21 protein-coding genes and 2 tRNA genes are annotated in these 25,416 nt (G+C 30.5%); 13 read left to right on the forward strand and 10 right to left on the reverse strand.

Annotated features, from left to right (window positions below):
* Positions 1 to 139: 139 nt before the first annotated feature.
* A complete protein-coding gene (locus tag N534_RS0100040; RefSeq protein ID WP_028890522.1) occupies positions 140 to 697 on the reverse strand; it encodes a hypothetical protein in 558 nt (185 codons plus the stop codon).
* Between the two features lie 329 nt (positions 698 to 1,026).
* Here N534_RS0100040 and N534_RS0100045 point away from each other — a divergent pair, with 329 nt between their 5' ends.
* Genes N534_RS0100045 through N534_RS0100055 form a run of 3 tightly spaced genes read left to right on the forward strand, consistent with a single transcriptional unit; the run spans position 1,027 to position 3,633 of the window.
* On the forward strand, positions 1,027 to 1,866 hold the full coding sequence (locus N534_RS0100045; protein WP_038005119.1) for a winged helix-turn-helix domain-containing protein: 840 nt from the start codon (positions 1,027 to 1,029) through the stop codon (positions 1,864 to 1,866).
* Positions 1,867 to 1,897: 31 nt separating this feature from the next.
* The gene (locus N534_RS0100050; protein WP_028890524.1) at positions 1,898 to 2,839 is read left to right on the forward strand and encodes a 1-aminocyclopropane-1-carboxylate deaminase/D-cysteine desulfhydrase; all 942 of its coding nucleotides are present in this window, start codon (positions 1,898 to 1,900) and stop codon (positions 2,837 to 2,839) included.
* Entirely contained in the window at positions 2,839 to 3,633 is a 795-nt protein-coding gene (locus tag N534_RS0100055) for a glucosaminidase domain-containing protein (protein ID WP_028890525.1), read from the forward strand. The genes N534_RS0100050 and N534_RS0100055 overlap by 1 nt, the downstream gene beginning before the upstream one ends.
* A 47-nt stretch (positions 3,634 to 3,680) precedes the next feature.
* Here N534_RS0100055 and N534_RS14160 read toward each other — a convergent pair whose 3' ends face one another.
* On the reverse strand, positions 3,681 to 4,808 hold the full coding sequence (locus N534_RS14160) for a hypothetical protein (protein WP_051435797.1): 1,128 nt from the start codon (positions 4,806 to 4,808) through the stop codon (positions 3,681 to 3,683).
* A 240-nt stretch (positions 4,809 to 5,048) separates the two neighbouring features.
* On the opposite strand from N534_RS14160, the gene N534_RS0100065 reads away from it, so the two are divergent.
* From N534_RS0100065 to N534_RS0100075, 3 genes are read left to right on the forward strand one after another with little or no spacing between them, the layout of a single operon-like run.
* The gene (locus tag N534_RS0100065; RefSeq protein ID WP_028890526.1) at positions 5,049 to 7,244 is read left to right on the forward strand and encodes a tetratricopeptide repeat protein; all 2,196 of its coding nucleotides are present in this window, start codon (positions 5,049 to 5,051) and stop codon (positions 7,242 to 7,244) included.
* A gap of 4 nt (positions 7,245 to 7,248) precedes the next feature.
* Complete coding sequence (locus tag N534_RS0100070) at positions 7,249 to 7,980, forward strand: LytTR family DNA-binding domain-containing protein (RefSeq protein WP_028890527.1); 732 nt, start codon at positions 7,249 to 7,251, stop codon at positions 7,978 to 7,980.
* An 8-nt stretch (positions 7,981 to 7,988) separates the two neighbouring features.
* A complete protein-coding gene (locus N534_RS0100075; protein WP_028890528.1) occupies positions 7,989 to 8,507 on the forward strand; it encodes a gamma carbonic anhydrase family protein in 519 nt (172 codons plus the stop codon).
* A 73-nt stretch (positions 8,508 to 8,580) separates the two neighbouring features.
* Here the strand turns inward: N534_RS0100075 and N534_RS0100080 are convergent, their stop codons facing one another.
* A complete protein-coding gene (locus tag N534_RS0100080; protein ID WP_028890529.1) occupies positions 8,581 to 9,045 on the reverse strand; it encodes a Spy/CpxP family protein refolding chaperone in 465 nt (154 codons plus the stop codon).
* A 102-nt stretch (positions 9,046 to 9,147) separates the two neighbouring features.
* Here N534_RS0100080 and N534_RS0100085 point away from each other — a divergent pair, with 102 nt between their 5' ends.
* Positions 9,148 to 10,125: an endonuclease/exonuclease/phosphatase family protein gene (locus N534_RS0100085; protein WP_028890530.1), complete on the forward strand. Its 978-nt coding sequence runs from the start codon at positions 9,148 to 9,150 to the stop codon at positions 10,123 to 10,125.
* Positions 10,126 to 10,183: 58 nt separating this feature from the next.
* Here N534_RS0100085 and N534_RS0100090 read toward each other — a convergent pair whose 3' ends face one another.
* The 5 genes from N534_RS0100090 to N534_RS0100110 all read right to left on the reverse strand — a co-directional run bounded on the left by N534_RS0100090 (position 10,184) and on the right by N534_RS0100110 (position 15,940).
* Positions 10,184 to 11,206, reverse strand: coding sequence for a hypothetical protein (locus N534_RS0100090; RefSeq protein WP_028890531.1), 1,023 nt, complete (start codon positions 11,204 to 11,206; stop codon positions 10,184 to 10,186).
* Positions 11,207 to 11,380: 174 nt separating this feature from the next.
* Positions 11,381 to 12,397: a hypothetical protein gene (locus N534_RS0100095; protein ID WP_028890532.1), complete on the reverse strand. Its 1,017-nt coding sequence runs from the start codon at positions 12,395 to 12,397 to the stop codon at positions 11,381 to 11,383.
* A gap of 80 nt (positions 12,398 to 12,477) precedes the next feature.
* Positions 12,478 to 13,494, reverse strand: coding sequence for an alpha/beta hydrolase (locus tag N534_RS14165; protein ID WP_051435798.1), 1,017 nt, complete (start codon positions 13,492 to 13,494; stop codon positions 12,478 to 12,480).
* Complete coding sequence (locus N534_RS0100105) at positions 13,491 to 14,702, reverse strand: hypothetical protein (protein WP_028890533.1); 1,212 nt, start codon at positions 14,700 to 14,702, stop codon at positions 13,491 to 13,493. Before N534_RS0100105 ends, N534_RS14165 begins: the two co-directional genes overlap by 4 nt.
* A gap of 218 nt (positions 14,703 to 14,920) precedes the next feature.
* Positions 14,921 to 15,940, reverse strand: a complete 1,020-nt coding sequence (locus N534_RS0100110) for a hypothetical protein (protein ID WP_028890534.1) — start codon at positions 15,938 to 15,940, stop codon at positions 14,921 to 14,923.
* Positions 15,941 to 16,139: 199 nt separating this feature from the next.
* Here N534_RS0100110 and N534_RS0100115 point away from each other — a divergent pair, with 199 nt between their 5' ends.
* The 3 genes from N534_RS0100115 (at position 16,140) to N534_RS0100125 (ending at position 21,710) form a co-directional block, all read left to right on the forward strand.
* Positions 16,140 to 17,948 (forward strand): cadherin repeat domain-containing protein, encoded by a 1,809-nt coding sequence (locus N534_RS0100115; RefSeq protein WP_028890535.1) that lies wholly within the window; start codon positions 16,140 to 16,142, stop codon positions 17,946 to 17,948.
* Positions 17,949 to 18,280: 332 nt separating this feature from the next.
* On the forward strand, positions 18,281 to 21,100 hold the full coding sequence (locus tag N534_RS0100120; RefSeq protein WP_197017686.1) for a two-component regulator propeller domain-containing protein: 2,820 nt from the start codon (positions 18,281 to 18,283) through the stop codon (positions 21,098 to 21,100).
* A 1-nt stretch (position 21,101) separates the two neighbouring features.
* Positions 21,102 to 21,710 carry a response regulator transcription factor gene (locus N534_RS0100125; RefSeq protein ID WP_038005301.1) on the forward strand — a complete coding sequence of 203 codons (609 nt, stop codon included), beginning with the start codon at positions 21,102 to 21,104 and terminating at the stop codon, positions 21,708 to 21,710.
* 67 nt (positions 21,711 to 21,777) lie between these two features.
* On the opposite strand, the gene N534_RS0100130 is transcribed toward N534_RS0100125, so the two are convergent.
* Both N534_RS0100130 and N534_RS0100135 read right to left on the reverse strand, forming a co-directional pair.
* Positions 21,778 to 21,850: transfer RNA gene (locus N534_RS0100130), tRNA-Phe, on the reverse strand.
* A 63-nt stretch (positions 21,851 to 21,913) separates the two neighbouring features.
* Positions 21,914 to 21,986 (reverse strand) — tRNA-Phe (locus tag N534_RS0100135).
* Between the two features lie 109 nt (positions 21,987 to 22,095).
* On the opposite strand from N534_RS0100135, the gene N534_RS0100140 reads away from it, so the two are divergent.
* Genes N534_RS0100140 through N534_RS0100150 form a run of 3 tightly spaced genes read left to right on the forward strand, consistent with a single transcriptional unit; the run spans position 22,096 to position 25,414 of the window.
* Positions 22,096 to 22,827: a type III pantothenate kinase gene (locus tag N534_RS0100140; RefSeq protein WP_028890538.1), complete on the forward strand. Its 732-nt coding sequence runs from the start codon at positions 22,096 to 22,098 to the stop codon at positions 22,825 to 22,827.
* Entirely contained in the window at positions 22,820 to 24,088 is a 1,269-nt protein-coding gene (locus tag N534_RS0100145; RefSeq protein WP_028890539.1) for a hypothetical protein, read from the forward strand. The genes N534_RS0100140 and N534_RS0100145 overlap by 8 nt, the downstream gene beginning before the upstream one ends.
* A 12-nt stretch (positions 24,089 to 24,100) precedes the next feature.
* On the forward strand, positions 24,101 to 25,414 hold the full coding sequence (locus tag N534_RS0100150) for a M48 family metallopeptidase (RefSeq protein ID WP_231517287.1): 1,314 nt from the start codon (positions 24,101 to 24,103) through the stop codon (positions 25,412 to 25,414).
* The last annotated feature ends 2 nt before the right edge of the window (positions 25,415 to 25,416 follow it).

Here is a 25,416-nt window from a genome sequence, read left to right on the forward strand (position 1 = left end):
AACGTTTATGTGTAAGGATAGTTGCGTGTGCGAGCAACTAACTTACTAAAAATGGAACAAACCAGAGGAAAATCCGTAGGATTTTCCGAGTAGGCTAGAACCAAGCAATTGTTTTTACACGGTGTTGGCAAACGTATTTTTAATCCACGTAGCCTTGATAATCAATTGTTTTTAACGTGTCGTTTTCAAATGTAAAAATGAAAACGGAAGTGTTTTCTAAATCTCCGATTTTTATTAAATCAGACTCCAATTCCGATTTTAATATGTTTTCAAGAGCCTGTTTTTTTACTCCAATTTTGATGGAATCCAAAAACTTAAATTCCGAACTTCTAATTTTCGCTGAATAAACCCATTCTCTTTCTTGATATTTATAAGAATAGATTTTATTCTGCTCAAAAGTCCGAGTTTTAATCGTGTCAGTTATTGTCTGGTCGTGCGTGTTTATTTTCGGTTCAGTTTTTAATTCAAACTTTGGATTCAGAGCTAATTCATCTAATTCAGATTCCAGTATATTCCGCAAACTATCATTTTCAAAATACTGTTCAGAAATATTAATTTCCTCAATCGGCTTTTTTGGTTCAGCTTTTAATTCAGTTGTCGGTTTTTGTTCAATTGATACCGCTTTTTTATTTTCTTTTTGTTTACAAGAAACTATCAAAATCAGAACAAATATCGAAGTAAGTAGGTGTCTTTTCATATGTTTGCCAACTCGTTATATAAGAAATAAAAGTTTTGTTATCCCTGTATTATAATGTGATAAGAGGAGATTTCAGCAATTTTATTCCATTTCAATTTTCGAGTTTAAATATAGTAAAATAATGTCATTTCGAATAAGCGATTTTATGAGCGACTGAGAAATCTTAAGGTTGTGAGTTACTTTTATTAATGAGATTTCTCCTTGCAGTTGAAATAACAGTAAGTGTTTTCCTCTAGTCGGAATGACGAGTGGTAAAAAATGTCAAAAAGTGTAAAAGAAATGTCAATTCTCTTAAAATAAAGAGAAAAAATGTGTTATTTGTAAGTTGTATGAGCAAGAGAGTTATTTTTTACATAAGTATATTTTTAATTGCAACACAATTTATTTCTTGTAAAAAGAATGAAGGTTTTACCGAAAAAGTAAAAGTTTCGCTTCGAAATGTAGGGCATCAATTGTTGTTAACCAATCAAGATTCTACCTCACTGGTGCTGCCTATAAATGAACTAAGTAAGTATAAACATCAGTTAACTTTTCAAAGTAATTTACAGGTAACACCCGATAGTTTGGTGTCGATTGTAAAAAGAAGTTTTTCTCAATCAGAATTACCTGCTAACTATCGTATAGAGGTAAAAGAATGTTTAAATGATGAAGTAGCTTACAGCTACGAAATGTTGCAGAGTGAAGAAAATGCTATTGTGCCTTGTAAAGGAAGAGTGTTGCCTACCAATTGTTATTTTATAGAAGTTCAGTTTTTTAAAAATGAAAATAATACTCAATATTTTTTCTACGGATTTTTGCTTATAATTTCGGTTTTAGGCTTTGGGGTGTATCAAAAAAAGAAAAGAAAAGCAGTTGTCGACACAGGTTCTAACAATTCGCAAAGCTTGGGGAAATTTATGTTTTATCCTGAACAAAATAAGTTGCTTAAGGAAGCAGAAGAAATTCCGTTATCTAATAAAGAGTGTGAGTTATTAACTATTTTTATTCACAGACCCAACGAAGTAATTAAAAGGGAAGAGTTGATGAAAAAGGTTTGGGAAGAAAACGGCGTTGTGGTAGGAAGAAGTTTAGATACCTATATTTCTAAACTCAGAAAAAAATTAAAAGACGATACTTCTATAAAAATAACCAATATTCACGGGGTAGGATATAAGTTAGAAATAGATTAAAGCCTTATTTTTGTGCTGATAACTTTTTACAATGCTTTTTCAATTAGAAATTCCCATACCAGTAAATCAACAAATTCACTTACCTATTTTAGCTTCAAAAGGAATTGAATTGTTTCTAAAAAGAGAAGACACCATTCATCCGTTTGTTTCAGGGAATAAATTCAGAAAACTCAAATACAATATTGAAGAAGCAGAACGACAAGGAAAAGAGGTTTTATTAACCTTTGGAGGCGCTTTTTCAAACCATATTGCTGCTACTGCAGCTGCAGGAAAAATAGCTGGATTTAAAACCATCGGAATTATTAGAGGTGATGAATTAGGGAAGGATTTGATGAAAACACTTTCTCAAAATGCAACGTTGAAAAATGCACACGACAACGGAATGGAGTTCCAGTTTGTGTCAAGAGATACCTATCGAAACAAAACTTCCGAAGATTTTATCAATCAATTAAAAAATGAGTTTGGTGATTTTTACTTAGTTCCAGAAGGAGGAACGAATGTATTAGCGGTACAAGGCTGTGAAGAGATTTTAACAAATGAAGATGAAAAATTCAATTATATTTGTTGTGCAGTTGGTACTGGTGGAACCATTTCTGGATTGATAAATTCAGCTAAGAAACATCAAAAAGTGATAGGTTTTCCTGCATTGAAAGGTGATTTTTTAGTAGATGAGATTAAGCCTTTTGTAAAAGGGAATACAAATTGGAATTTGCAAACTGACTATCATTTTGGAGGTTATGGAAAATATACTCCGGAATTAATTCGTTTTGTAAACGAATTTAAAGAGCAAACAGATATTCCGTTAGATCCAATTTATACAGGAAAACTGCTATATGGAATTATAGATTTGGTTTCGAAAGATGAATTTCCTGTAAACAGCAAAGTTTTGGCAATCCATACAGGAGGTTTACAAGGAATTGACGGAGTAAATCAGAAATTAAAGAATAAAAATCAAGAGTTAATCAAGGTTTAATGAAAGTAAGAGTAGTTTTTTTAGCGGCATGCGCTGCGGTATTGGCAAGTTGTGGTTCAGGTAAAAATGTAGCAAGATCTACACCTAATCAAGTAGTATTGGAGACTAAAGAAGAAAAGGCTCCTGAGTTACCACAATTAGAGCAGATTAAGCGACCAGTAGCAACAACTACAAATCATACAGAAACGTATATTCAAAAGTTTGCACCGATTGCGGTTAAAAAAATGCACGAACACGGTATTCCTGCTAGTATTACGTTAGCACAAGGAGTATTAGAATCAGGAAGTGGTAGAAGCGCATTAGCACTTCGTTCTAACAATCACTTCGGAATTAAATGTCATAGAGGTTGGCAAGGGCATAGTGTAACTCACGATGATGATGAAAAAGGAGAATGTTTTAGAAAATATAAATATCCAGAAACATCGTACGAAGATCATTCACAGTTTTTATTAACGCGTAGCCGTTACGCAAGTTTGTTTAAACTTAGACACACCGATTACAAAGGTTGGGCGTATGGTTTGAAAAAAGCAGGCTATGCTACGGATAAAAGATATCCGCAAAAGTTGATTTCTATTATTAATAAATACAATTTATCTCAATATGATAGAGTTAAACCTGATGGATCACTAGCTTCTAAAACACCAAGCTACAAAGAAGAATCTCATAAAGTACAAAAAGGAGATACATTGTATTCTATTTCAAGAAGATATAACATTTCAGTACAACGATTAAAAGAGGTAAACGGGTTAAGCGATAACACTATTAGTGTTGGTCAAGACTTGTTGGTAAAATAAAAAAGCGGAGCAATGCTCCGCTTCAATCAAACTAAACCCCAATCAAATTACCAAGAGTAATTTTTCTTTTTCGCTTGCTTTTTAATAGCGTTAATCATTACACTTTCTAATTCATTTTTCTTAGTGTTTTCTTGTTGCTTTTTAGTAACATATACTTTTCTTTTCTTATTTAATTCTTGAATTTTTTGTTGAATTTCAGTACGTTCTTTACGTTTCTTTTCAACATATACTTTAATTTCTTTGGCAGATTTGTTTTGTAACTGTTTAGGAAGTTGTTTCTTTTTTAATGTGCTGTAGTCAATTTCTTTTTCCTCTGAAGCATCTACCAAATCCCATTCAGCATTATTGTACAATTTTGAGCTTTTAGTTACTGCACGCTTTACTACTACTGCTTCATCTAAACTTTCTGCATTCATGTCTTGCTTTGCTTGATTGCTGTATTTAGAGTATCCGTAAGAACCATAGTGAATGTAAGTATCGTTTAATCGTTTGTTTAAAATGATAATATCGTTATCGTACGGAGTAACAATGTGCACAATATGTTTATTTTGATTAATGGTCATATAGTCTCCACCACCATAAAAAGCTCCATCTTGCCACATTCCTGAAATTCCTTGGTTATAATCACCACAAAAAATGGTGTTTACTATAATATCTTTTTCTTTGGCATCGGTAATAGCGTCTTTGTAATTAACTTTTCCTTGTGTAAAAGGTTCATTTCCGGCAATAAAAATCATTTTTAAATCACGGTTGTTAGCTCCCCAGTCTAATTCGTTTAATGAAGTTTGAATTACTTGTCCGCAATACTCACTTCCTCCATTTGTACTTAAAGAAAATAAGTTTTCAGAAATTTCATCTAAATCACTGGTGAATTGTAAGACCTGTCGAATATATCCTTCTCTAGAAGATAAGTTTGAATTTCCATATTCATACAATGCGATTTCTAAATTTGGTGTAACTCCGTTGCTCTTAGCGTATGATAGTTCGTTTACAATTTCCCATAACTGAGCTTTTGCTTGGTTAATAAGTCCGTCCATACTATTACTCGTATCTAGTAATAGGGCAACTTTAACAGTTTGTTTTTTTACTTTTCTTGTAGGTTGATAATCATTTGCGTAGGTGTTTGTTGCTAATAATAAGCAAATGAAGAATACTTTTAAAGCTTGCGTTTTCATAATTTTTTGTTTTTAGTTATTCATTGGATTTTAAAGTTTGATTGTGGTTAATTTCTATTCAAAACTACTTCCAACTTTTTTCTTAAAAAATCGAGAATGAGTAAACTATTAGTTTGATTTAGTAAAATGATTAAGCAAATGAGTAAAGGGTGTTTTTTGATTGTTTTTTATAGTATTTTGATAGGGAACACGTTTTTTTGTATGGCTTTTTGTGAGTATGTTTACAGTAAGAAATAAAGAATGAATAAGATTTATTACATAGTATTTGTAGTTTTTTTACTGAGTTTTTCAACTGCATTCTCTCAAATAGAGAGTAAAACATCGAAAGAATTTTCGGTAAAAGTCCAAGTGGTTAATAATGAAACGCAGCAACCCATTAAAGATGCGAGAGTTGAAGTTAACGGACGAGTATTTTATTATTCAAACATTAAAGGAGACTATACTGTTAAAGCCAGAGCAGGAGATCAATTAATGGTGTCGCATTCTGGTTTTGAAACAATTTTGTATACGATTAAAGATGATGAAGATATAAAGGTGCAAGTAGAAGGTTTTGTCCCTAAGAAAAAAACGAAATTAAGCCCCTATAGTCAAAAAGAGCGAGTGAGTTTGTATCCTCAATATTTAGATTCTGTTCAATTTTACAAAAAGAAAGACATTGATAAGAGCTTGTCATTTATAGAGAAAATGCTGCTAGATGCTTCTTCCAAAAATAGACAAGCTATCACTTATAAAGAACTGGCAGATGTATATTTTTATTGGAAACAGTATGATTTAGCTATTGAGAATTATCAAACGTCTTTACGTCAAGTTAACAACCCTGTTGTTCGATTACAACTAGCTAAAACAGCCTATTTAGCTAAAAATTATAAGGATAGTGAAGAAAACTATAAAAGGACTTTGAATGGTAAGTTGAACAGTTATCAGCAATTAACAGCATATCAAGGGTTGGGAGATGTGTACATGATTCAAAAAAACTTTGATCAAGCTAAAAATAACTATCAAAAAGCTTTAGAGATAGCTAAAGCGAATTTAATAACACCTAAAATAACAGATTTAAATTCTAAGCTAGCAGAAGTATATGCTGCGCAAGGAAATACTCAAAAAGCAGATGGCTACTATCAAAATTCATTAAGACTGGCATCAGAAGAAAACAAAAAAAGATCGTTAAAGGAACAGCAAAAAGTAGCTGATTTTTACAATCAGTCTCAGCGATATGATGAAGAAATTCAACTTCGAAAAGAGAGTTTGAAAGAAGCAGAAGATATACCACCTGTTGAAGCTGAAAATAATGAGTCTTTGGTAGATTCAATAACCTCGCAAAAAATCAATTATAAAATAGGAAATGCGTACATGCAAAAAGCAGAGTACAATCAGGCGATTCCGTATTTAAAAAAGAGTATTGAAGATGCCGATAAAAATGAAGATCTCATCATTCAAAAAGACGCAACCAAAAGGCTTTCGGAAGTATATGAAACCGTTGGAGATTATACAAAAGCGTTAAAAACGTACCAAGATTATGTTACGCTAGTAGATACGTTGTATTCACGAAAAGAACAGGAAATTCAACAAGTAAAACGCTTTAGTAAACGAATTTTAGATAATCAGAATAGAATAGCAAGTTTAGAAAAAGATAAAGAGTTAGCCGATAGTAAAATTAGTTTAGCCTATAAAGACCAGCAATTGATTCAAGAGAGTAACAAGCGTCAACAATGGGTTATTTATTCATTGATAGCAGGTTTTTTCTTAATGATTTTGTTGGTGTATTTTATGTTTAGAACCAACAGGCAACAAAAATTAGCCAATAATTTGTTAGCATTAAAATCGATGCGTTCACAAATGAATCCGCATTTTATTTTTAATGCGTTAAATTCAGTAAACAGCTTTATCGCAGTAAGTGATGAGCGAAGCGCTAACAGATATTTATCGGAGTTTTCGACACTGATGCGTGCTGTGTTAGAAAATTCGGATGAAGATTTCATTCCGTTAACCAAAGAGATTGAATTGCTAGAGTTGTATGTAAAATTAGAACATAACCGATTTAAAGATAAGTTCGATTATAGTATTGATATCGATAAAAGCATACCGCTTGATGAATATTCGATTCCGCCTATGTTATTACAACCGTATATAGAAAATGCTATTTGGCATGGATTGAGATATAAGGAGGAAAAAGGAAAATTAAATATTTCTATGGCGAAAAAGGATAACGATGCTATTAGAATTTTAATTGAAGATGATGGTGTTGGAAGAGAAAAATCAATAGAGATGAAAACTAAAAATCAATTGAAGCAAAAATCAAAAGGAATGAGTACCATCAAAAAAAGAGTAGCTATTTTAAATGATATGTATCAAGATAGAATAACTGTTGCTGTGTCTAATGCTTTTGAAAATGGAAGTGGAACAAAGGTTGAGTTGATTTTAAAAAGAAACAAATAAGACTATGAAAATAAGTGCAATTATTGTTGAGGATGAACAAATAAGTAGAGATATTCTACGAAACTATATTGCTAAATATTGCCCAAATGTTGAATTATTAGGGGAGGCAAGTAATATTGAAGAAGCACAAAAATTAATTGAAAAACACGAATTAGACTTGGTGTTTTTAGATGTAGAAATGCCTTTTGGTAATGCTTTTGATTTGCTAGAAAAAGTAGAAAATAAAACTTTTGAAGTAGTGTTTGTAACGGCATACGATCATTATGCTATTGAAGCGTTAAATAATCAAGCAACCTATTATTTGTTGAAACCTATTTCAATTGATGAGTTGATAAAAGCAGTGAGTTTAGTTACAGAAATTAAAGAAAAGGAAAATGAGTTAGAGAATACGATTTTAACACCCAAAACTACAGCTGTTAATGGTAAAATAACCATACCACAACAGGATGGTTTTGAGGTGGTAAATATTTATGATATCGTGTTTTGTAAGGCGGATGATAATTACACTGAAGTACATTTTAAAGACTCTAAAAAACTAGTAAGTAAAACACTTAAATATTTTGAAGATATCTTAAAAGATAATTCCTTTGCACGTATTCATAAATCGTTTTTAGTAAACGTAAATGAAATAACAAAATACAAGAAAGGGAAAGGTGGAAGCGTAATACTGTCAAACGGAAAGGAAATTATAGTTTCATCATCCAAAAAAGCCAATTTATTATCATTTTTTAAATAAAAAAACTTATGCCAATAATAAAACCAGTAAACGGAAAACATCCACAGATACCAGAAGATTGTTATGTAGCAGAAAATGCTACTATTGTGGGGGATGTGCAAATGGGAAAAGAGTGTAGTGTATGGTTTAATGCGGTAATTCGTGGAGATGTACATTATATAAAAATGGGAGATAAAGTAAATGTACAAGACGGTGCAGTAATACATGCTACGTATCAAAAATCACCAACCACTATAGGTAATAATGTATCAATAGGGCATAATGCATTAGTGCATGGATGTACGATTCATGATAATGTATTGGTAGGCATGGGAAGTATTATTATGGATGATTGTGTGGTAGAATCAAATTCTATTATAGCAGCAGGAGCTGTCGTAACTAAAAACACTCATATTGAAAGTGGAAGTGTGTATGCTGGGGTTCCTGCAAAAAAAGTAAAAGATATCTCGCAAGAATTGATTTCAGGAGAAATTGATAGAATAGCCAATAACTATGTAAAATATTCAAGTTGGTTTAAGGAAGAATAAATAAAAAGCAAAACCCCTGTTTTATGTTTAAAACAGGGGTTTTTCAATCAAAACTAATCTACTAATAAACGATTTATTTATCGTTATTATTTTCTTTTTGAGCTTTATTCATTCGGTGCTTTTTATGCTCACCCTTCTTTTTATGTCTGTTCATTTTTCTAGCAGCCATTTTCTCAAAACGTTCGTATTGTTGCTCATTTAAAATACGTTTCATTTCAGCTTTGTAAGCAATCTGCTTATCTAGCATTTTGTTTTTCATGGCATAGCGCTCTTCGGTAGTAGGTTTGCTATCGCTTACTTTTGTTGCCTTTCTTTTAGCCCTCATTTCTTGTCTTTCGGCAATTTGCTTTGCAATTAAAGGTTTTATTTGTTTTTGTTGAGCATCAGTTAAATCTAATTTTAAGGTCATTTTTTTCAACCTTAACTCTGTTTGTTGTTCTACTGTTAATTGTTCACGCTTACCTTTATCTCCTTGTTGTGCTTGAGTAGTAACGGTAAATCCAACCGCTAAAACCAATACTGTTAGTAATTTCTTCATGTTTATTAAAATTTAATTTTTTGTAATTATTTACATCTCTAAGACCTTTCTGGATTAAAAAAGTTTAAATTTGAAAGTATTTTTAACATTTTTTTTATTTAGATGAAGTCAATTTTTAGAGTTGTTTTAAGAATTTTATTGTTAGTCGTTAGTTTGGCTACAGTATTTTTTTTCTGGGCTTCTTCACCGACAATGGATGAAGCTGAATATGCTAAAATAATCACTCATAATTATAATACAACAATTGATAATGATTCGATTTATAGTATTGTAACTTATAACATTGGTTATTTAAGTGGAATGACCAATAACCGAGCAGTTGCAAAACCTAAAGAACTGTTTGATGGAAATTTGAAGAAGGTAGTGAAAGAAATTCAAAAGGTAAATCCTGATATATTGGCTTTCCAAGAGATAGATTATAATGCAGCAAGGTCGTATGAAGTAAATCAGGAAGAAGAAATAGCTAAACTAGGATATAATTATGTTGCAAGAGGAGTAAATTGGGATGAACACTATGTGCCTTTTCCTTATTGGCCACCAAGTATGCATTTTGGTAAAATAGTTTCAGGACAATCGATTTTAAGTAAATATGAACTCAAGGATTACCAACGAATAGTATTAGAACGTGTTGCTGATAATCCTTTTTATAGAGACGCCTTGTATTTAGATAGATTGCTACAGATAACAAAAGTAGTTTTAGAAGGAAAAGAAGTGGTTGTGATAAACCTACATTTAGAGGCTTTTGATAAATCAACACGAGTGCGTCAGTTTGAATATGTGTTGAGTTTATTCAATAAATATAAAGAAGAGTACCCTACAATTTTATTGGGTGATTTTAATTCAAAAGCAAGAGATAACAAAGCAATTATTCAGAAAATGTTTACAATGAGTGGAGTAGGAAATGCTGCATTTTTAACTGAAAATCCAGAAAACACATTTGATACTAAAGATCCGGTAGAACGTATTGATTATATTTTTTATACAGAAAATACCATAGAATATGTAGATGGTAGTGTGCTGAATGAATTTGGACAAGCATCAGACCATTTTCCTATTGAAATGAAATTTAGGTTAAAATAGAATAGAAAAAACTCGAAGTGAAAACTTCGAGTTTTTTTATTTTTAATTAACCCAAAACTTACTTAACAAAAATACCAGAAGCAGAAGCATCTATATTATTTGTTATATCAGTTACTGTACCATTTTTCCATAGCTTAACAGTACCCATACCATCTATGTTATTTTCATTGTAAGTTATGTAAATATCTGATTTTAAAACATATAAAGAGTTTTGACCTAAGGTAGCATTGTTTTCTCCATTTGTAATGTTTTGAACTACTCCATTTTTCCATAATTTAATAGAATAGTTATCATTGTTGTGTTCTCTACCAACAACATATACGTCTGAACCTGATACATAAACAGATCTTGCTTGTGCATTTTCAGTACCATCCGTAAGGTTTTGTGCTACGCCATTTTTCCATACTGTAGCAACGGTTGTGTAATTTTCTTTTGATTCATAACCAGCAACATATATATCTGTGCCTGCTATATGAACACTAATAGCGTTGGCAGATTTTGTGCCATTGGTAAGGTTTTGTGCTACTCCGTTTTTCCATAATTTAGCGATACTTATGCCATTAGAGTTCACTTCATATCCAGTTACATATACATCAGAACCTGATACGTAAACAGAGTATGCAAATGAGTGATTAGTTCCATCCGTAAGGTTTTGTGCTACACCATTTTTCCATAATGTAGCAACGCTTTTAGTATCATTATATTCATTGCCAGCAACATATACATCAGTTCCTGACACATAAATGGAATAAGCTCTAGCTTGTCTAGTTCCATTCGTAAGGTTTTGTACTACACCATTTTTCCATACTTTAGCAACGGTTATGTTGTTTTCATTACGTTCATAACCAGCTGCATAGGTGTCTGTGTCAGTTACATATATGGATGTGGCCTGAGCAGAACTCGTACCATCAGTAAGGTCTTGGGCTTCCCCATCTCTCCATATTTTGGCAATAGATGTATTATTACTGTTATGTTGCCCTCCTACTATATATACATTTTTAGGTTGTTCTGGAGAATCATCATCTTTACTACAAGAAAACAAGCCTAAAGCTATAAAAGAAATTAAAATTAATTTTTTCATTTTTAAAGAGTTAAATTTTTTACAAAGATTAACCTTTTTAAAGATTTTGTTCTCACCCAAAAAGGGTGATATTTAGTTTTTATTGTGGTTGTTTAGCTTATAGAATAAAGTTTAGATTAAAATAAAAAGCTCGGTTTTAAACCGAGCTTTTTATTTGATATATAGTATCAAAACTTACTTAACAAAAACAGCAGAAGCATAAGCATCTGTACTACCTGTTATATCAGTAACTGTACCGTTTTTCCATAGTTTAATTATACCTATACCATCTATGTATTCAGTATATGTAACGTATATATCTGAACCTGAGACATATATAGATTCACAAGAAGCACTGTTTTCTCCATTTGTAATGTCTTGAGCTACTCCGTTTTTCCATAGCTTAGCAATAAAATTACCACTTTCAGTACGTTCATAACCCCCAACATATACATCAGAACCTGATACATAAACAGAGCTTGCAAATGCAGCTTTAGTGCCATTAGTAAGGTTTTGAGGTACTCCGTTTTTCCATACTTTAGCAATGGTTATATTACTTTCATTTCGCTCAAAACCAACAACATATACATCAGAGCCTGATACATAAACAGAAGTAGCATCAGCAGGTTTAGATCCACTGGTAAGGTTTTGTGCTACTCCGTTTTTCCATACTTTAGCAACTTTTGTGTAACTTTCATTTTCTTCACTACCAACAATATATACATCAGAATCAGCTACATAAACAGAACGTGCAAATGCAGCTTTAGTGCCATTAGTAAGGTTTTGTGCTACCCCGTTTTTCCATACTTTAGCAACGTCTTTGTTTCCATTGAATTCGTAACCAGAAATATACACATCTGTACCAGCTACATAAACAGAGCTTGCATATGCAGATGTAGCCCCATTGGTAAGGTTTTGTGGTACTCCATTTTTCCATACTGTAGCAACGTATATGTTGTTTTCATTAGTATGATAACCAACGGCATATATATCTGTATTAGTTACATATACAGAACTAACGTTTGCTTGTTTAGTGCCATTAGTAAGGTTTTGAGCTACTCCGTTTTTCCATATTTTAGCAACAGCAATATTATTACTGTCTAATTGAGCTCCTGCAACATATACATTTTTAGGTTGTTCTGGAGAATCATCACCTTTACTACAAGAAAACAAGCCTAAAGCTATAAAAGAAATTAAAATTAATTTTTTCATTTTTAAAGAGTTAAATTTTTTACAAAGATTAACCTTTTTAAAGATTTTGTTCTCACCCAAAAAGGGTGATATTTAGTTTTTTATTGTGTTTGTTTAGTCCATTGAATAAAGTTTAAAAAGATACCAGACCATTTATCAATTTTTTTATTTTTTATAGTTTTATTAAAACCATGATCGCACCCTATACAAATGTTAAATGTTAAGTTGTTTTTACCAAGTCGTATAAATTCTAAAGGAATAAGATAATTACTTTCAATAGCAACGCTTTCATCATTTGTGGCAGCTTGTACATAAATAGGGATATTTAATTTTATGAGGTTGTTAATGGGTGGTTCTGCATAACTCCACCATCTTTTATTAGTATATTCTGATATTTCATTTTTATTAGAAGGGATGGTGTTTGTAGAATCGCTGGCAATGTTTTTAAAAGAACTTATAATCTTCATAATAGTATCGTTAGATCTTTTTAAGGAGGTTTTGTTAGCTTGCATGTTTCTACTTTCAAACAGAATGAAATCATAAAAATCAGGAAGTGCATTTCCTCCCCAAAAACCTAAGTGAGTTATTTTATTATTTACTGTAGCTAATTTCGCAGCGACAGGAGCTCCTTCTGAATGACCATACACAATTATTTTTTCTAAATTAGAATTGTTTTTAGTTAAATAATTAATTACTTCATTGGCTAAAAAAACTCGATAATTTAAAGAATTTAAAGTGTGATACTTTTTAATATTCATTTTTTTTGTGTGCTCAACTAATGGTACCCCTGGTAAACCTATTATAACAAAAGCATAATTTTCGTCCAATAATTCATAATCTGAAGGAAAATACTGCATGTAATTATATCCTTTTTTAGTTTTTTTTATGCCGAAAAAGGACTGGGGAATTGGAGAGGTTCCTTGTAGGTAAAAAACTAGATTTTTAGGAGTTGATTTTTCTTTTTTATGGAGTAAAAAACGAATTGTATCTTCTTGTTTGTAAAGTTTGTATTCTTTAAAATGAAACCTATTTATAGTTTTCTCTTTTAAACTTTGTGAAAAACTAAAATTAACTTTAACTAAGAATAAAACGATAAAAATATTTTTTAAAAAATTCATTTGATTTTTTTATGAAGTAAAAAACTATCTTTAGAATTGGTAATTACAATGTTGTATTCACCCTTTTTTAAGTTTAAAAAACAAGAAGAGTTTTTATCTTTTAATTCAACGATGTCTACAGGAACAGCAGTAGAAATATCTTCGTTTTTAAGGTAAGCAAGAACCATTATAGGGTATGTTAATTGGTAGTTACTTAAGTTTAAGGATACTTGATTGTTTAACCAATTAGCTTTTTCGTTAACAAAAGTTGTGTTAGGGTGTAGTACTGCAATGTCGCTCCAAGAATCTTTTTTTATGTAAGGCATAGGCTTTCTATCTTTTTTGTTAATAAGAACTGTAGCCTCGTTTATGTTAAATACTTTAAGTAATGGGTGATTGAATTTTGGATTGCTTTTCTCGCTATAAAAAACTTGATTTATAGTAAGCGGATCAATATTGGTATATTCTTTTAATCTTTCGGCAAGTGCTTTTTCCCAAGATTGATGAATACCTTCTAAAGCGTGATCAAAACCACAGTGAATTAATATTTTTTCATTAGGAAACTTGTTAATTACTTGTTGTATGTTTTTTGCTTGCACTATTTCTCTTTCTTTACCATTTTTATCTGCGGTTTGTTCGTATGCAAAAACATGAAATCCTATAGATAAGGCTTCTCTAATTAGTTCTCCGAATTGTGGATCTTTAGTATAGTAACCAGTTGTTTGAATAGGATATTTTCTAGTGTTGAGTTCAATGTCTTTTTCGTTACCATTAGCTAAAGCTTCTAAACCTAAATGTTTATATCCATGATTATATAGTTTTTGTAATAGCTGCTTGGTAAAGTTTCTGTGTAACGAACTATGATGAGCTTCGTTAATAATGGTAATTTGAGTTTTTGTAGCTTCAGAAGTAATAAAATTTAGAGCATTAGTTGGAGTAAAAGAGTTCTTTATAGAATCTATTTCAGTTGAGGTATAGGTTCTTTCTCTTATAGGAAAAATGGAATCCCATACCCTTAAGGCATCTTTATAATTTCCTTTTGAAGCATAATCAGAAGCTGCAATTTGGAATCTCCATGGTAAAGAATCTTTGGCTAGTTTGTCTTCTATCTCATAATTAAATTTATAAGGTAGTGTATAATTAATTTTTTGTATTATTTCTTGTTTAGTACAACTTGAAAAAATTAAAGTTAAAGAGCAAAAAAATAAGGTGTTTTTTATAAAAATCATTTTTTGTTGGGTATTATTTTTGTAGCAAAAATACTTGATTTTTAAATGTTGAAACTCACCTTAAAAGGGTGATTTTAAAATAAATAAAGCTCATTCTGTTAAAGAAATGAGCTTTAAAAATTGTAATACTTTTACCCTTATAAAGTATTACGGCTAATTAATCACAATTTAATAAAATACAACAGAGATGATTTATGAAATAGTTAAAATAAAGCAGGTTATTTTACTATAATTTTTTGAGAATATGTATCAGTACTTCCATCAGATATGTCTGTTTTTTCACCGTCAAGCCAAAGTTTAGAAGCAAACTTTTTAAATTGATTAGCTTCATGATAACTTACATATACTTTGTTGTTTTTTACAAAAACATTACTGACGAACGAATGATTAATGGCGCCTCCTATGTTAATTACCTCGCCATTTTTCCATAGTTCTGCTGTTCTAATAGCATCTTTTACAAAATTACCAGTTACATACATGTTATCATTCTTTACAAACAAGCTAACAGGTCTAAAAAATTGATCGTTTATAAAGTTAGGTACTTCATTTCCATTTTTCCACAGTTTTGGTAAGTAAGTAGTTCCGTTGTATTCACGACCTAACACATAAACTTCGTTATTGTTAACAACTAAATCGTTAGAAAAAGCATTATAACTACCATCGGTTATATTAGTTGCCACACCGTTTTTCCAGACTGTTACTACATAATGGTTGCCATCAAATACAGTCCCTAAAATGTAGATGTCAGATCCAACAACTTTTATTTTTGTAGGTGTGGCATCGTTTGTACCATCAGTTATGTTTATAGGTTGGTTGTTTTTATATAATACTATTTTAGATGTTTTATTAATATACTCTCTGTATAATAGATATACGTCTGAACCAGAAATAGCTATGTCATGTATATTTGAGTTTATTGGTAACGATAGTTCTTGTCCGTTTTTCCAAACTTTAGTTTTTTCTTCACTGCCTTCAACTTTTTCGGTTCCCAAAATATAAACATCGTTATTGTTTATATACATTCCGATGCCCCAAGAGTCATTTTCTTTATTAGTAATATCAGTAAAGGCACCGTTTTTATATAGTTGAATTACACCATTTTCTTTAGGGCCTTTGTAAGTGTTTTGTAATATGTAAATATCATCAGTTTTAGGTGTTAAATCTTCGGTAGTGTCTTTGCTACATGAGTAGTAAGTGGCGAAAAATAATATTGCTAATAACGATGTTAGTTTTTTCATTTTTATTGAATTAAAATATTTTTTACAAAACTATATTCGTTGGTTTAATTAGCATTCACCCAAAAAGGGTGATTTTTTATAGATTGATTTTTAGAGCTTTTATAAAACTTAAAAATATCACCCTTTTTGGGTGAAGTACTACTTTATTTTAACATTTAGTTTTGCGCTCAAATTTTTAAGTTAAAAGCAATAAAATAAAATGAGAATTAAAAATTACGTAAAAGTATTGCCGTTAGCACTAATAATGTTAACCTCATGCGATAAAAAGGAAGAAGAAATAAACATAGCTCCTGTTATTAAAAATCAAGTTTTTCATATTCCAGAAAACACTACTAGTAGCCAAAAGTTTGCGGATGTAGTTGCTACCGATGTTGATGAAGACGAATTGGTTTTTAGTATTAAAGAAAACGATGCTAATTTGTTTCAAATTTCAGAAAGTGGAGCTTTAAGTGTAGCTGCAGATAAAAGTTTAGATTATGAAACAAAAACGAGTCATAAAATTACGGTAGAAGTAACAGATGGAGATAAATCTGCCACAGCAGAAATTACAATTAATATTACCGATGTATATGAAAATGAGGCACCAGTAATAGAAAGCCAAACATTTACAGTAGCAGAAGATATTACCTATGCAAATCTTATAGGAAAAGTTGTAGCTACAGATTCAAATGCAGGAACAAGTTTAAGTTTTGTTATAAAAGAAGATACTGATAATTTATTCAGCTTGTCTGCAGGTGGAGACTTATACTTAAAAGAAGGGAAAAAGTTAGATTATGAGACTAAAATCGAACATAAACTAACAGTTGAAGTTTCTGACGGGGCTATGACGGCATCAGCAGAAATTACCATTAAAGTTACCGATGTTGTTGAAGATACAGTAGTAAATATACCAGATGCTAATTTTAAACAAGCCTTAGTAAGAAACAATTTAATAAATACTAACAGAGATTCTGAAATTCAGGTAAGTGAAGCAGAGGCTTATAGTGAGTTGTTAAACGTAGGTGGAAAAAATATTGGAGACTTAACTGGTATTGAGTATTTCACCAATATATCTGCGTTATGGGCTTTTGATAATAAACTAACAAGTGTCGATTTGTCTAAAAATGTAAAACTAAAAAAGCTAGCTATTTATGGTAATACATTAAAAAACTTAGATGTATCTAAAAATATTCTTCTAGAAGAGCTACTTATTCACTATAGTGGTATAGAAAATTTGAATATTACAACTTGTACTAAATTGAAAAAACTTGTTGGTTACAACAACGCTATTACGAGTATTAATGTTGCAAATAATGTTGAATTAGAATATATAGATTTATCAGATAATAACTTAACAAGTATAGATGTTACTCAAAATGTAAACTTAAAAAGTTTGGTATTAAGAAGAAACAGTATTAGCGAACTTGATGTAACTAAAAATTCACTATTAGAGTTACTTTATGTTAGAACTAATAAACTTACATCATTAAACCTTAATAACAATACAGAGTTAATTAGTTTAGAGCTTTTAAATAACAAACTAACATCATTAGATGTTTCAAATAACTTAAAAATGATTTATTTGTCTTGTGGTGCTAACTTTTTAACAAGCTTAAGTCTTAGTAACAATGAATTGTTAAAAACTTTAAAAGCAGCTAATAATCAACTTACATCTGTTACCTTTCCAACAAGCTCTAGTTTAGAAGGGATATACTTATCTCAAAACAAATTAGCAACAATAGATGTTTCAAAAATTGATAAATTGAAGGTATTTAGATTTACTGAGAATAGCGAAATAACTTCTATAGATTTATCTAAAAACCCGTTATTAGTTGATGTGATTATTTATAATAATAGTAAGCTAGAAAAAGTAAACTTAGCGAACGGTAATAATGGTAATATTTCTAGTTTTAACAGTCAGACATGTCCTAATTTAACATGTATTCAAGTAGAAGCTCGTTTTTTAATAGATACCACAAAATGGTATAAAGACGATACTGCTAGTTATAGTTATACTGCTTGTCCATAAAAAAAATAATTATTTAAAAGTAAAAAGAGGTGATTTAATCACCTCTTTTTTGTTTTTAATTTAGATTAAAAAGTATTTTTTATAAATTCTATTCAATTCATTAGATTTTGAATTTATTTAGTCAAACTAGTTATAAGGATAGTAAATTGTGCTAAATAATTGAATTAACATAAGTATTAATTAGTGAAATTTTGTTGGTTAGGCTAGAGTTCACCCAAAAAGGGTGATTTTTAAAACGTTATTTTTATCGATATTTGCCTTCCTATTTTTGTGAAATGAAAGCTGTAAAAAGTTGTTTTGTTTGGTGTTTTGTGTTTTCTCTTTTTTTGGGAATGAAACTTAGTGCCCAAAACAATGTTTATAAGCATTATACTACAGAACAAGGTTTACCGCACGATACAACGTACCAAATTATTCAAGATTCTCAGGGTTATATTTGGATTGGTACCGATGATGGCTTGGTAAAGTTTAATGGTGAAACATTTACAACTTTTGGAAGTGAGAAAGGGTTAAACTCAAACTTTGTTATTGATGTTGTTGAAGATGTAAAAAACAAACAATTTTTAATAGCTACTTGGGGTAGAGGAATGCATGTATTGAAAAACGATAGCGTTTTTAAAAAGGAACTTTTAGCTAAAGATTATTCAAAAATAAATAAACTTTACAAGCTAAATGATACGTTAGTGTATTCTGTTAGTGTATCGAACAGGCAAGTGTTATATAATTTAAATACTCATAAAACATATTCTCGTTTTTTAGGTTATGAGAACCAACAATTAGTTTTAAAAGATACCAACAACTTTAAAAAGCAAATTCGCGATGTTAATTGTGAGTTTATTAAAGATAAATTATACGTGTTTGATTCTGAGTTGAATATTGCTACAGAAAATCAAGTAAAAGGACTTTATACTTTTGATGGTAAGAATTATAAAAAAGTAAGTTTTAACGGAACAGATAATCTTTGCCTACATTCCATTACTGAAAAGAACGATTATTTTGTGCTAGCCTCTTATACTACTCTATTTTTTTATGATGGGACTAAGTTCCTTGAAAAAAGAAAACTAAAATTACCAAAAGGAAAAATAATACAAATGCAGTTGCATCAAGGTAAACTGTATTTTGTTTTCATAAATAAAGATAATGGTTTAAGAGAGTTGTATACTTATGATATTCGAAATAATTTTATAACAAATATTTCTGATAAGTTAACAATAAAAAGTTCCATATCAGACTTTTTGTTTGATAAAAAAGGGAATCTTTGGTTTACTACATATGGAAGTGGGGTGTATCAAATACTAAATACAAATAATAGTTTTTACGATGCTAGTTATTTTTTTAATCCAGATTTAAGAGATATAGCTTTTTTAGGTGATAATATAATAACTATAGCACCTAACATTATATATGCTATTGAAAATGATACTGTAGTTATTTCAAAAAGAATTCCTTTTCATACAGAAACTTTCCAGATTCAAAATGAAAAAGAAATAAGCGTAATAATTCCTAATAAATTAGATGAAAGTTACAAGGAAAGATTAGGGCTTTACAATGTGGTTAATAAAAGTCATAATCAGTTTTATTTTAAGTTTTCTAATAAAACAGTTGCTATAACTGGTTTTTCTTTTGTTATAAAAGAAAATAATAAAATAATTAATAAAGGAGAGTTTCATACATTAAAAGAATCATTTATACATAATGCAATTCAGCATAAAAATTACATTTATGCTGTATTTGGACGTTTAGGAATCTTTAGGTTAAATGTGATAACAGGTGAATTAATAAACTGGACTAAAAGCTTAGGGATTGATGCTAATATGTTTATTGATATAGAAGAAAAGGGAAATTCTCTTTGGGTAGCAGCCAATAATGGAGTGTATAAAGTATCAAATAATGATGTTATTCAATACACCGTAAGAAATGGGTTGTTAAGTAATCATATAAACGACCTTTTTGTAGATGTGCATAATATTCTTTGGGTAGCAACTCAAAAAGGATTAAATGTTTTAAAAGATGGCAATTTTTACAGTATTGATAAGAACTTAGGACAAAAATCGCTTTCGGTAAAAAAAATAACAGAGTTTAATAATTATCTATATGCTGCCGGTAATAAAGGGTTATTTATGTTTGATAATTTACATCCTTTCAAAAAGCAATCATATACTTATTTGAAAGTAAGTCAACAATATACAGGTTTTAATGTAGAAACGATAAACTTTGTAAATCCTAGTACAGTTAAAATTCAATATAAATTAAATGAAGATAAATGGAAAGAAACTTCGGATTCTAAATTAGAGTTTAAAAATTTAAATGAAGATAACTATAATCTAGTTTTTAGATATAAAGATGGTTTAAGTGATTGGAGCTATACACAACCATATAAATTTAAAATAGCAAAAGCTTGGTATAAGCAATTGTGGTTTTATGTTTTATGTATTCTTAGTAGCTCAAGTATCATAGTATTATTGGTTTATAATCAGCTTGTGAAAGCTCGAAAAAAGAATAAAATTTTTCAAAAAACAATTCATGAAAGAGAAAAATTACAAGAAGATTTGAGAAATGTACGCCATCAAATAGCGCAAGATTTTCATGATGATCTAGGGAATAAATTAGCAAGTATCTCTATGTTGTCTAATTTATCACTTAAAAAAACAGAAAAAGAAAGTAATTTATATCCTAGTTTACATCAAATTAATAAAGATGCTAACTTCTTATATTTAGGAATGCGAGATTTTGTGTGGTCTTTAGATTATAAGAATAACAGGTTAAGAGAAGTTCAAATGTATTTGAATGACTTTGGCGAAAAACTATTTGAATATTCTAGTATCAATTTTAAGAGTACAAACAATGTTGCAAAATTAGATGTAACACTACCACATTATTGGAATAAACAATTGGTGCTAGTGTTTAAAGAAGCCATGACAAATACCTTAAAGCATAGCAAGGCTACTGAAGTTTTGTTTTCAGTACATTTAAATCAGAATATGTTAGAAATTAAATTAGAAGATAATGGTGTTGGAGTTGATTTAGAATCTGTTATTAGGAAGAATGGCTTGCGAAATATGCAAGAGAGAATTAAGTTAATTAATGGAGAATTGAGTTTTAAAACAATAAATGGTTTTAATGTTTGGTTTAAAGGGAATATTGATAGATAAGATGAAAAAAGTAGTAATTATTGAGGATAATGAAAGTTTATTAATTTCTTTTAAAGAAATAGTGAACTCTTCTAATGAGTTTGCTGTAATAGGTGCCTTTTCTAATTGTGAGGATGCGCTTTTGTATTGTAAAACTAATGAACCAGATATTGTTTTAATCGATATAAAGTTACCAGGGATTAATGGTATTGAAGGAGTAAAAAGATTTCACTATCAAAATCCAGAAGCAAAAAGTATGGTAATTTCTGTGTATGAAGACTCTGATTATATTTTTGAGGCATTATCAGCTGGAGCGATTGGTTACTTGACAAAAAATACAAGTCCAGAAGAATTGATAAACGCTCTAAAACAAATTAAAAATGGAGGTTCGCCCATGAGTGGAAATATAGCTCGAAAGGTGATAGCATATTTTCAAGTTCCTAAGTATAAAGAATTGACAGTGAGAGAGAACGAAGTTGTGAAATTATTAGCTAAAGGAAAAAGTTATGCAATGATTGCAGAAGATTTAAGCTTGTCGATTAATACAATTAAAACACATACACGTAACATCTACGAAAAATTACACATAAGTAAAAGAGAAGAGTTAATAGATAAATTAGGGGCTTTATAAGTTGTGTAATTGAAATTAAGATTAATAATACTAAAAAACCCGAACAAATTTGTTCGGGTTTTTATCGTGGTGCCTCCAGGAATCGAACCAGGGACACAAGGATTTTCAGTCCTTTGCTCTACCAACTGAGCTAAGGCACCAGTTTGCTTTTAAAAGTAACATCTTTAAAATAAAACTCGCAACTTGCGCTACGAGTTTTATTGTGGTGCCTCCAGGAATCGAACCAGGGACACAAGGATTTTCAGTCCTTTGCTCTACCAACTGAGCTAAGGCACCAGTTGCTACTTTCGTTAAGCGGATGCAAATATACAATCGTTTTTTAATTATACAAAGTAAAAACTTTAAAAAAATGTAACGTAAATTTACGTCCTCTAAGAAATGTAATATGTACTTAATCATTGATGCTGGTAATACACGAGTTAAAGTAGCTGTCTTTGAAATAGATACCCTAAAAGAGGTTTTTGTTTTTGAGAAAACTAATATTATTCCTGAACTCGAAAAAATAATTTCAAAATATTCAATATCTAATAGTATTGTGTCATCAGTAACTACTTTTTCTGAAAAAGTGAAGACAAGAGTTGAAGCATTATTGAATCCTGTTTTTTTAAATTCTGAAACAAAAGTTCCCTTTGTTAATAAATATAAAACACCAAAAACATTAGGAGTAGATAGAATTGCATTAGCTTCTGCAGCGGTAAAAATGTATCCTAATAAAAATGTATTGGTGCTAGATGCAGGTACTTGTATTACTTATGATTTTGTTACAAAAAAAGGAGAATATTTAGGAGGAGCTATCTCACCAGGTATCCAAATGAGGTACAAAGCATTACATGAATTTACGGCTAAATTACCTTTGTTAGAACCTAGTAAACTTGAAAGTTTTATTGGAGTTGATACAAATACTTCAATACATTCGGGGGTTATTAATGGAATATCTAAAGAAATTGACGGAATAATTAAACAATATCAAAAAAAGTATTCAGATTTAACAGTAGTTTTAACAGGAGGGGATACATATTTTTTGTCAAAACAATTAAAAAGTGTCATATTTGCCCATCCAAATTTTGTTTTGGAAGGATTACATACTATTTTGACACATAACTTAGCGAATGATTAAGAGATTAATATTAGGAGCTTTTGTATTTACTACAACAGCAATACTAGCACAAAAAAACAGTGCTTCACCATACTCTTACTTTGGAATAGGAGAGAATTTTGAAGCAGTAACAGTTGAGCAAGCTTCTATGGGGGGAATTGGTGTAGCGATGAAAAACAATCAACACTTAAATTTTATAAACCCAGCAGCAAATGCTGATTTAAGAGCAGCTACTTATGCAATAGGAGGTAGTTTGACATTTTTAACAGTAAAAGAAGGAAATGAGTCTCAAACAGGGAATTCAACGAATTTAAGGTATATAGCACTTGGTTTTCCTGTAGGAAAGAAAGCCGGTGTTTCTGTTGGGTTACAACCGTTTTCATCTGTAGGGTATTCTTTGTTTGATGATAGTAATCTAGAAGATGTTACATTGTTTAACGGAGAAGGAGGAGCTAACAAAATATATGCTAGTTACGGTATTTATGCATATAAAGGTTTGTCTTTAGGTGTAGAAGCAGGTTTTATTTTTGGAAACATAGAAAATAGTGTTTTAAATCAGAGAGCCAATGTAGCATTAGCAACTAAGCATGAAGAATCTTTTAATGTAAGAGGTGGACAGTTTAAGTTAGGAACACAATATAAAACGGAATTAAAAAACAAATTGCAGTTGTCTGCAGGGGCTTCTTTTACATTGTCGACAGATTTATCTGTTAAAGGTTCTGAAAAAATGTATTCATTATCATTTAATAATTCAAATCAAGAAGTACCTAGAGAAGAAATTTTTAATAGGTCTTTAACAGGAAATATTAATGTGCCATTAAAAAGTGTATATGGCATAGGTTTAGGAAAAGAAAATAAATGGTATGTAGGAGTTAATCAACAATTTCAAAGTGCCTTAGGAAGTAATAGTGTTTTTATAGCAGATGGCCAATCTCATAAATATGATGATTCAAGCAAGTTTTCTATAGGAGGGTATTATATTCCAAAAATAAATTCTATTTCGAGTTACTGGGATAGAGTAACGTACAGAGCAGGTTTGCGTATAGAAGACACTGGACTATTAGTGAAAACAACAGATAATTTTGAAGCAGTAAAAGACTTTGGCATAAATGTTGGTTTAGGGTTACCATTACCAAGACAGTTATCAAACCTAAACCTAGGCTTTGAGTATGGTCAAAGAGGAACAACTAACAATAACTTAATAAAAGAGAACTATTTTAACGTAAGATTAAGTTTATCTTTGAACGATATTAATTGGTTCCACAAGAATAAAATAGATTAACAAAAACCGATAATGATGAAAAAAATTACGTATTTACTAACAGGATTATTTTTGTTTGTAGCCGTAAATGGAGTTAAAGCACAAGCAAGTCAAGAGTGCCATATTAAGTACAATCTTTTTAAAGGTGATGCGACTACCAAAAAATATGCACAAGCTAAACCTAATTTAGAATATTTGTTAGATAACTGTGCTGGTTTATCTATTAATATTTACAAGTATGGGGCTAAAGTAGCTGAAAACTTAAAGGATCCTGTTTTAGCTAAGAAAGTATACGAAACAAGGTTAGTTAACTTTCCTGATACAGATCCAGCAAAAGCACACAGTGACTATGCAGATTTTTTAATTGAAAATAAATTGGCGTCAGATGAAGAAGTCTTTAAAATCTTAGAAAAAGGATATAAGGCTGGAGCTAAAGATATGGGAGTAAAAAATATCTTCAGATATTTCCAAATGATAGCAGATAAGTACCAAGATACAAATCCTCAAAAAGTTTTTGATACCTATGATGATGTGATGGAATCTGTAGATGAGAAGTTAGAAGATTACAGTAAGAAGATAGCAAAATTACAAGAGAAGGATTCTGTAGGGACTATTACTGCTAGAGAGAAAAAAAACTTAAGAGCTTATACGATTAACTCAGGATTATTGGGTCAAGTTGAAGGAGGTTTAGATGCTAAAATTTCTAAAATCGCTACTTGTGAAAGATTAATTCCAATCTATTCTAGAGATTTTGAGTCTAAGAAAGCAGATGGTGTTTGGTTAAAAAGAGCAGTATCAAGAATGTATAATAAAGAGTGTACAGCTGATCCATTATTTGAAAAGTTAGCTAACGAATATGCTAAAGTAACTCAATCTGCAGATGCTTATAACTTCTTAGCAGGAGTTTTAGCTAAGCATGGAGATAAGAGTGGAGCTGCTGAAATGAGAAAGAAAGCTTTCGATTTAGAAACAGATCCATTTAAAAAGGCTAAGTACAAGTTAAGAGAAGCACAAAGTGCTAGCGGAAGCAGAGCAAGAGCTTTAGCTTATGAGGCATTAAAGTATAATCCTAATATGGGTAAAGCATATTTATTCATTGCAAGCTTATATCAAAGAAGTGCAAACTCTTGTGGTAGTGATGAGTTCGAGAAAAGAATGGTATATGTGGCAGCTTTAAACAAAGCAATTAAAGCAAACCAAGTAGATCCAGGATGTGGTGCAGGAAGATATATTTCTAGTTATAAAAAGAATGTACCATCTAAAAAATTAATTTTCCAAAAAGGTATGGCTTCTGGAGCAAGCTATAGAGTAGGATGTTGGATTGGAGAAACTGTTCGTGTACCTTAATA

This window comes from Tenacibaculum sp. 47A_GOM-205m, from assembly GCF_000518405.1.
GTDB classification, from domain to species: Bacteria; Bacteroidota; Bacteroidia; order Flavobacteriales; family Flavobacteriaceae; genus Polaribacter; species Polaribacter lutimaris.

Bases quoted from the DNA above. Each gene is read 5' to 3' on its own strand.
- N534_RS14160 (WP_051435797.1), bottom strand. From the start codon at position 4,808: ATGAAAACGCAAGCTTTAAAAGTATTCTTCATTTGCTTATTATTAGCA.
- N534_RS0100075 (WP_028890528.1), top strand. From the start codon at position 7,989: ATGCCAATAATAAAACCAGTAAACGGAAAACATCCACAGATACCAGAA.
- N534_RS0100095 (WP_028890532.1), bottom strand. From the start codon at position 12,397: ATGAAAAAATTAATTTTAATTTCTTTTATAGCTTTAGGCTTGTTTTCT.
- N534_RS0100150 (WP_231517287.1), top strand. From the start codon at position 24,101: ATGATGAAAAAAATTACGTATTTACTAACAGGATTATTTTTGTTTGTA.
- N534_RS0100090 (WP_028890531.1), bottom strand. From the start codon at position 11,206: ATGAAAAAATTAATTTTAATTTCTTTTATAGCTTTAGGCTTGTTTTCT.
- N534_RS0100140 (WP_028890538.1), top strand. From the start codon at position 22,096: ATGTACTTAATCATTGATGCTGGTAATACACGAGTTAAAGTAGCTGTC.
- N534_RS0100115 (WP_028890535.1), top strand. From the start codon at position 16,140: ATGAGAATTAAAAATTACGTAAAAGTATTGCCGTTAGCACTAATAATG.
- N534_RS0100050 (WP_028890524.1), top strand. From the start codon at position 1,898: ATGCTTTTTCAATTAGAAATTCCCATACCAGTAAATCAACAAATTCAC.
- N534_RS0100125 (WP_038005301.1), top strand. From the start codon at position 21,102: ATGAAAAAAGTAGTAATTATTGAGGATAATGAAAGTTTATTAATTTCT.
- N534_RS0100110 (WP_028890534.1), bottom strand. From the start codon at position 15,940: ATGAAAAAACTAACATCGTTATTAGCAATATTATTTTTCGCCACTTAC.
- N534_RS0100120 (WP_197017686.1), top strand. From the start codon at position 18,281: ATGAAACTTAGTGCCCAAAACAATGTTTATAAGCATTATACTACAGAA.
- N534_RS0100040 (WP_028890522.1), bottom strand. From the start codon at position 697: ATGAAAAGACACCTACTTACTTCGATATTTGTTCTGATTTTGATAGTT.
- N534_RS0100105 (WP_028890533.1), bottom strand. From the start codon at position 14,702: ATGATTTTTATAAAAAACACCTTATTTTTTTGCTCTTTAACTTTAATT.
- N534_RS0100070 (WP_028890527.1), top strand. From the start codon at position 7,249: ATGAAAATAAGTGCAATTATTGTTGAGGATGAACAAATAAGTAGAGAT.
- N534_RS0100045 (WP_038005119.1), top strand. From the start codon at position 1,027: ATGAGCAAGAGAGTTATTTTTTACATAAGTATATTTTTAATTGCAACA.
- N534_RS0100080 (WP_028890529.1), bottom strand. From the start codon at position 9,045: ATGAAGAAATTACTAACAGTATTGGTTTTAGCGGTTGGATTTACCGTT.
- N534_RS0100055 (WP_028890525.1), top strand. From the start codon at position 2,839: ATGAAAGTAAGAGTAGTTTTTTTAGCGGCATGCGCTGCGGTATTGGCA.
- N534_RS14165 (WP_051435798.1), bottom strand. From the start codon at position 13,494: ATGAATTTTTTAAAAAATATTTTTATCGTTTTATTCTTAGTTAAAGTT.
- N534_RS0100065 (WP_028890526.1), top strand. From the start codon at position 5,049: ATGAATAAGATTTATTACATAGTATTTGTAGTTTTTTTACTGAGTTTT.
- N534_RS0100085 (WP_028890530.1), top strand. From the start codon at position 9,148: ATGAAGTCAATTTTTAGAGTTGTTTTAAGAATTTTATTGTTAGTCGTT.
- N534_RS0100145 (WP_028890539.1), top strand. From the start codon at position 22,820: ATGATTAAGAGATTAATATTAGGAGCTTTTGTATTTACTACAACAGCA.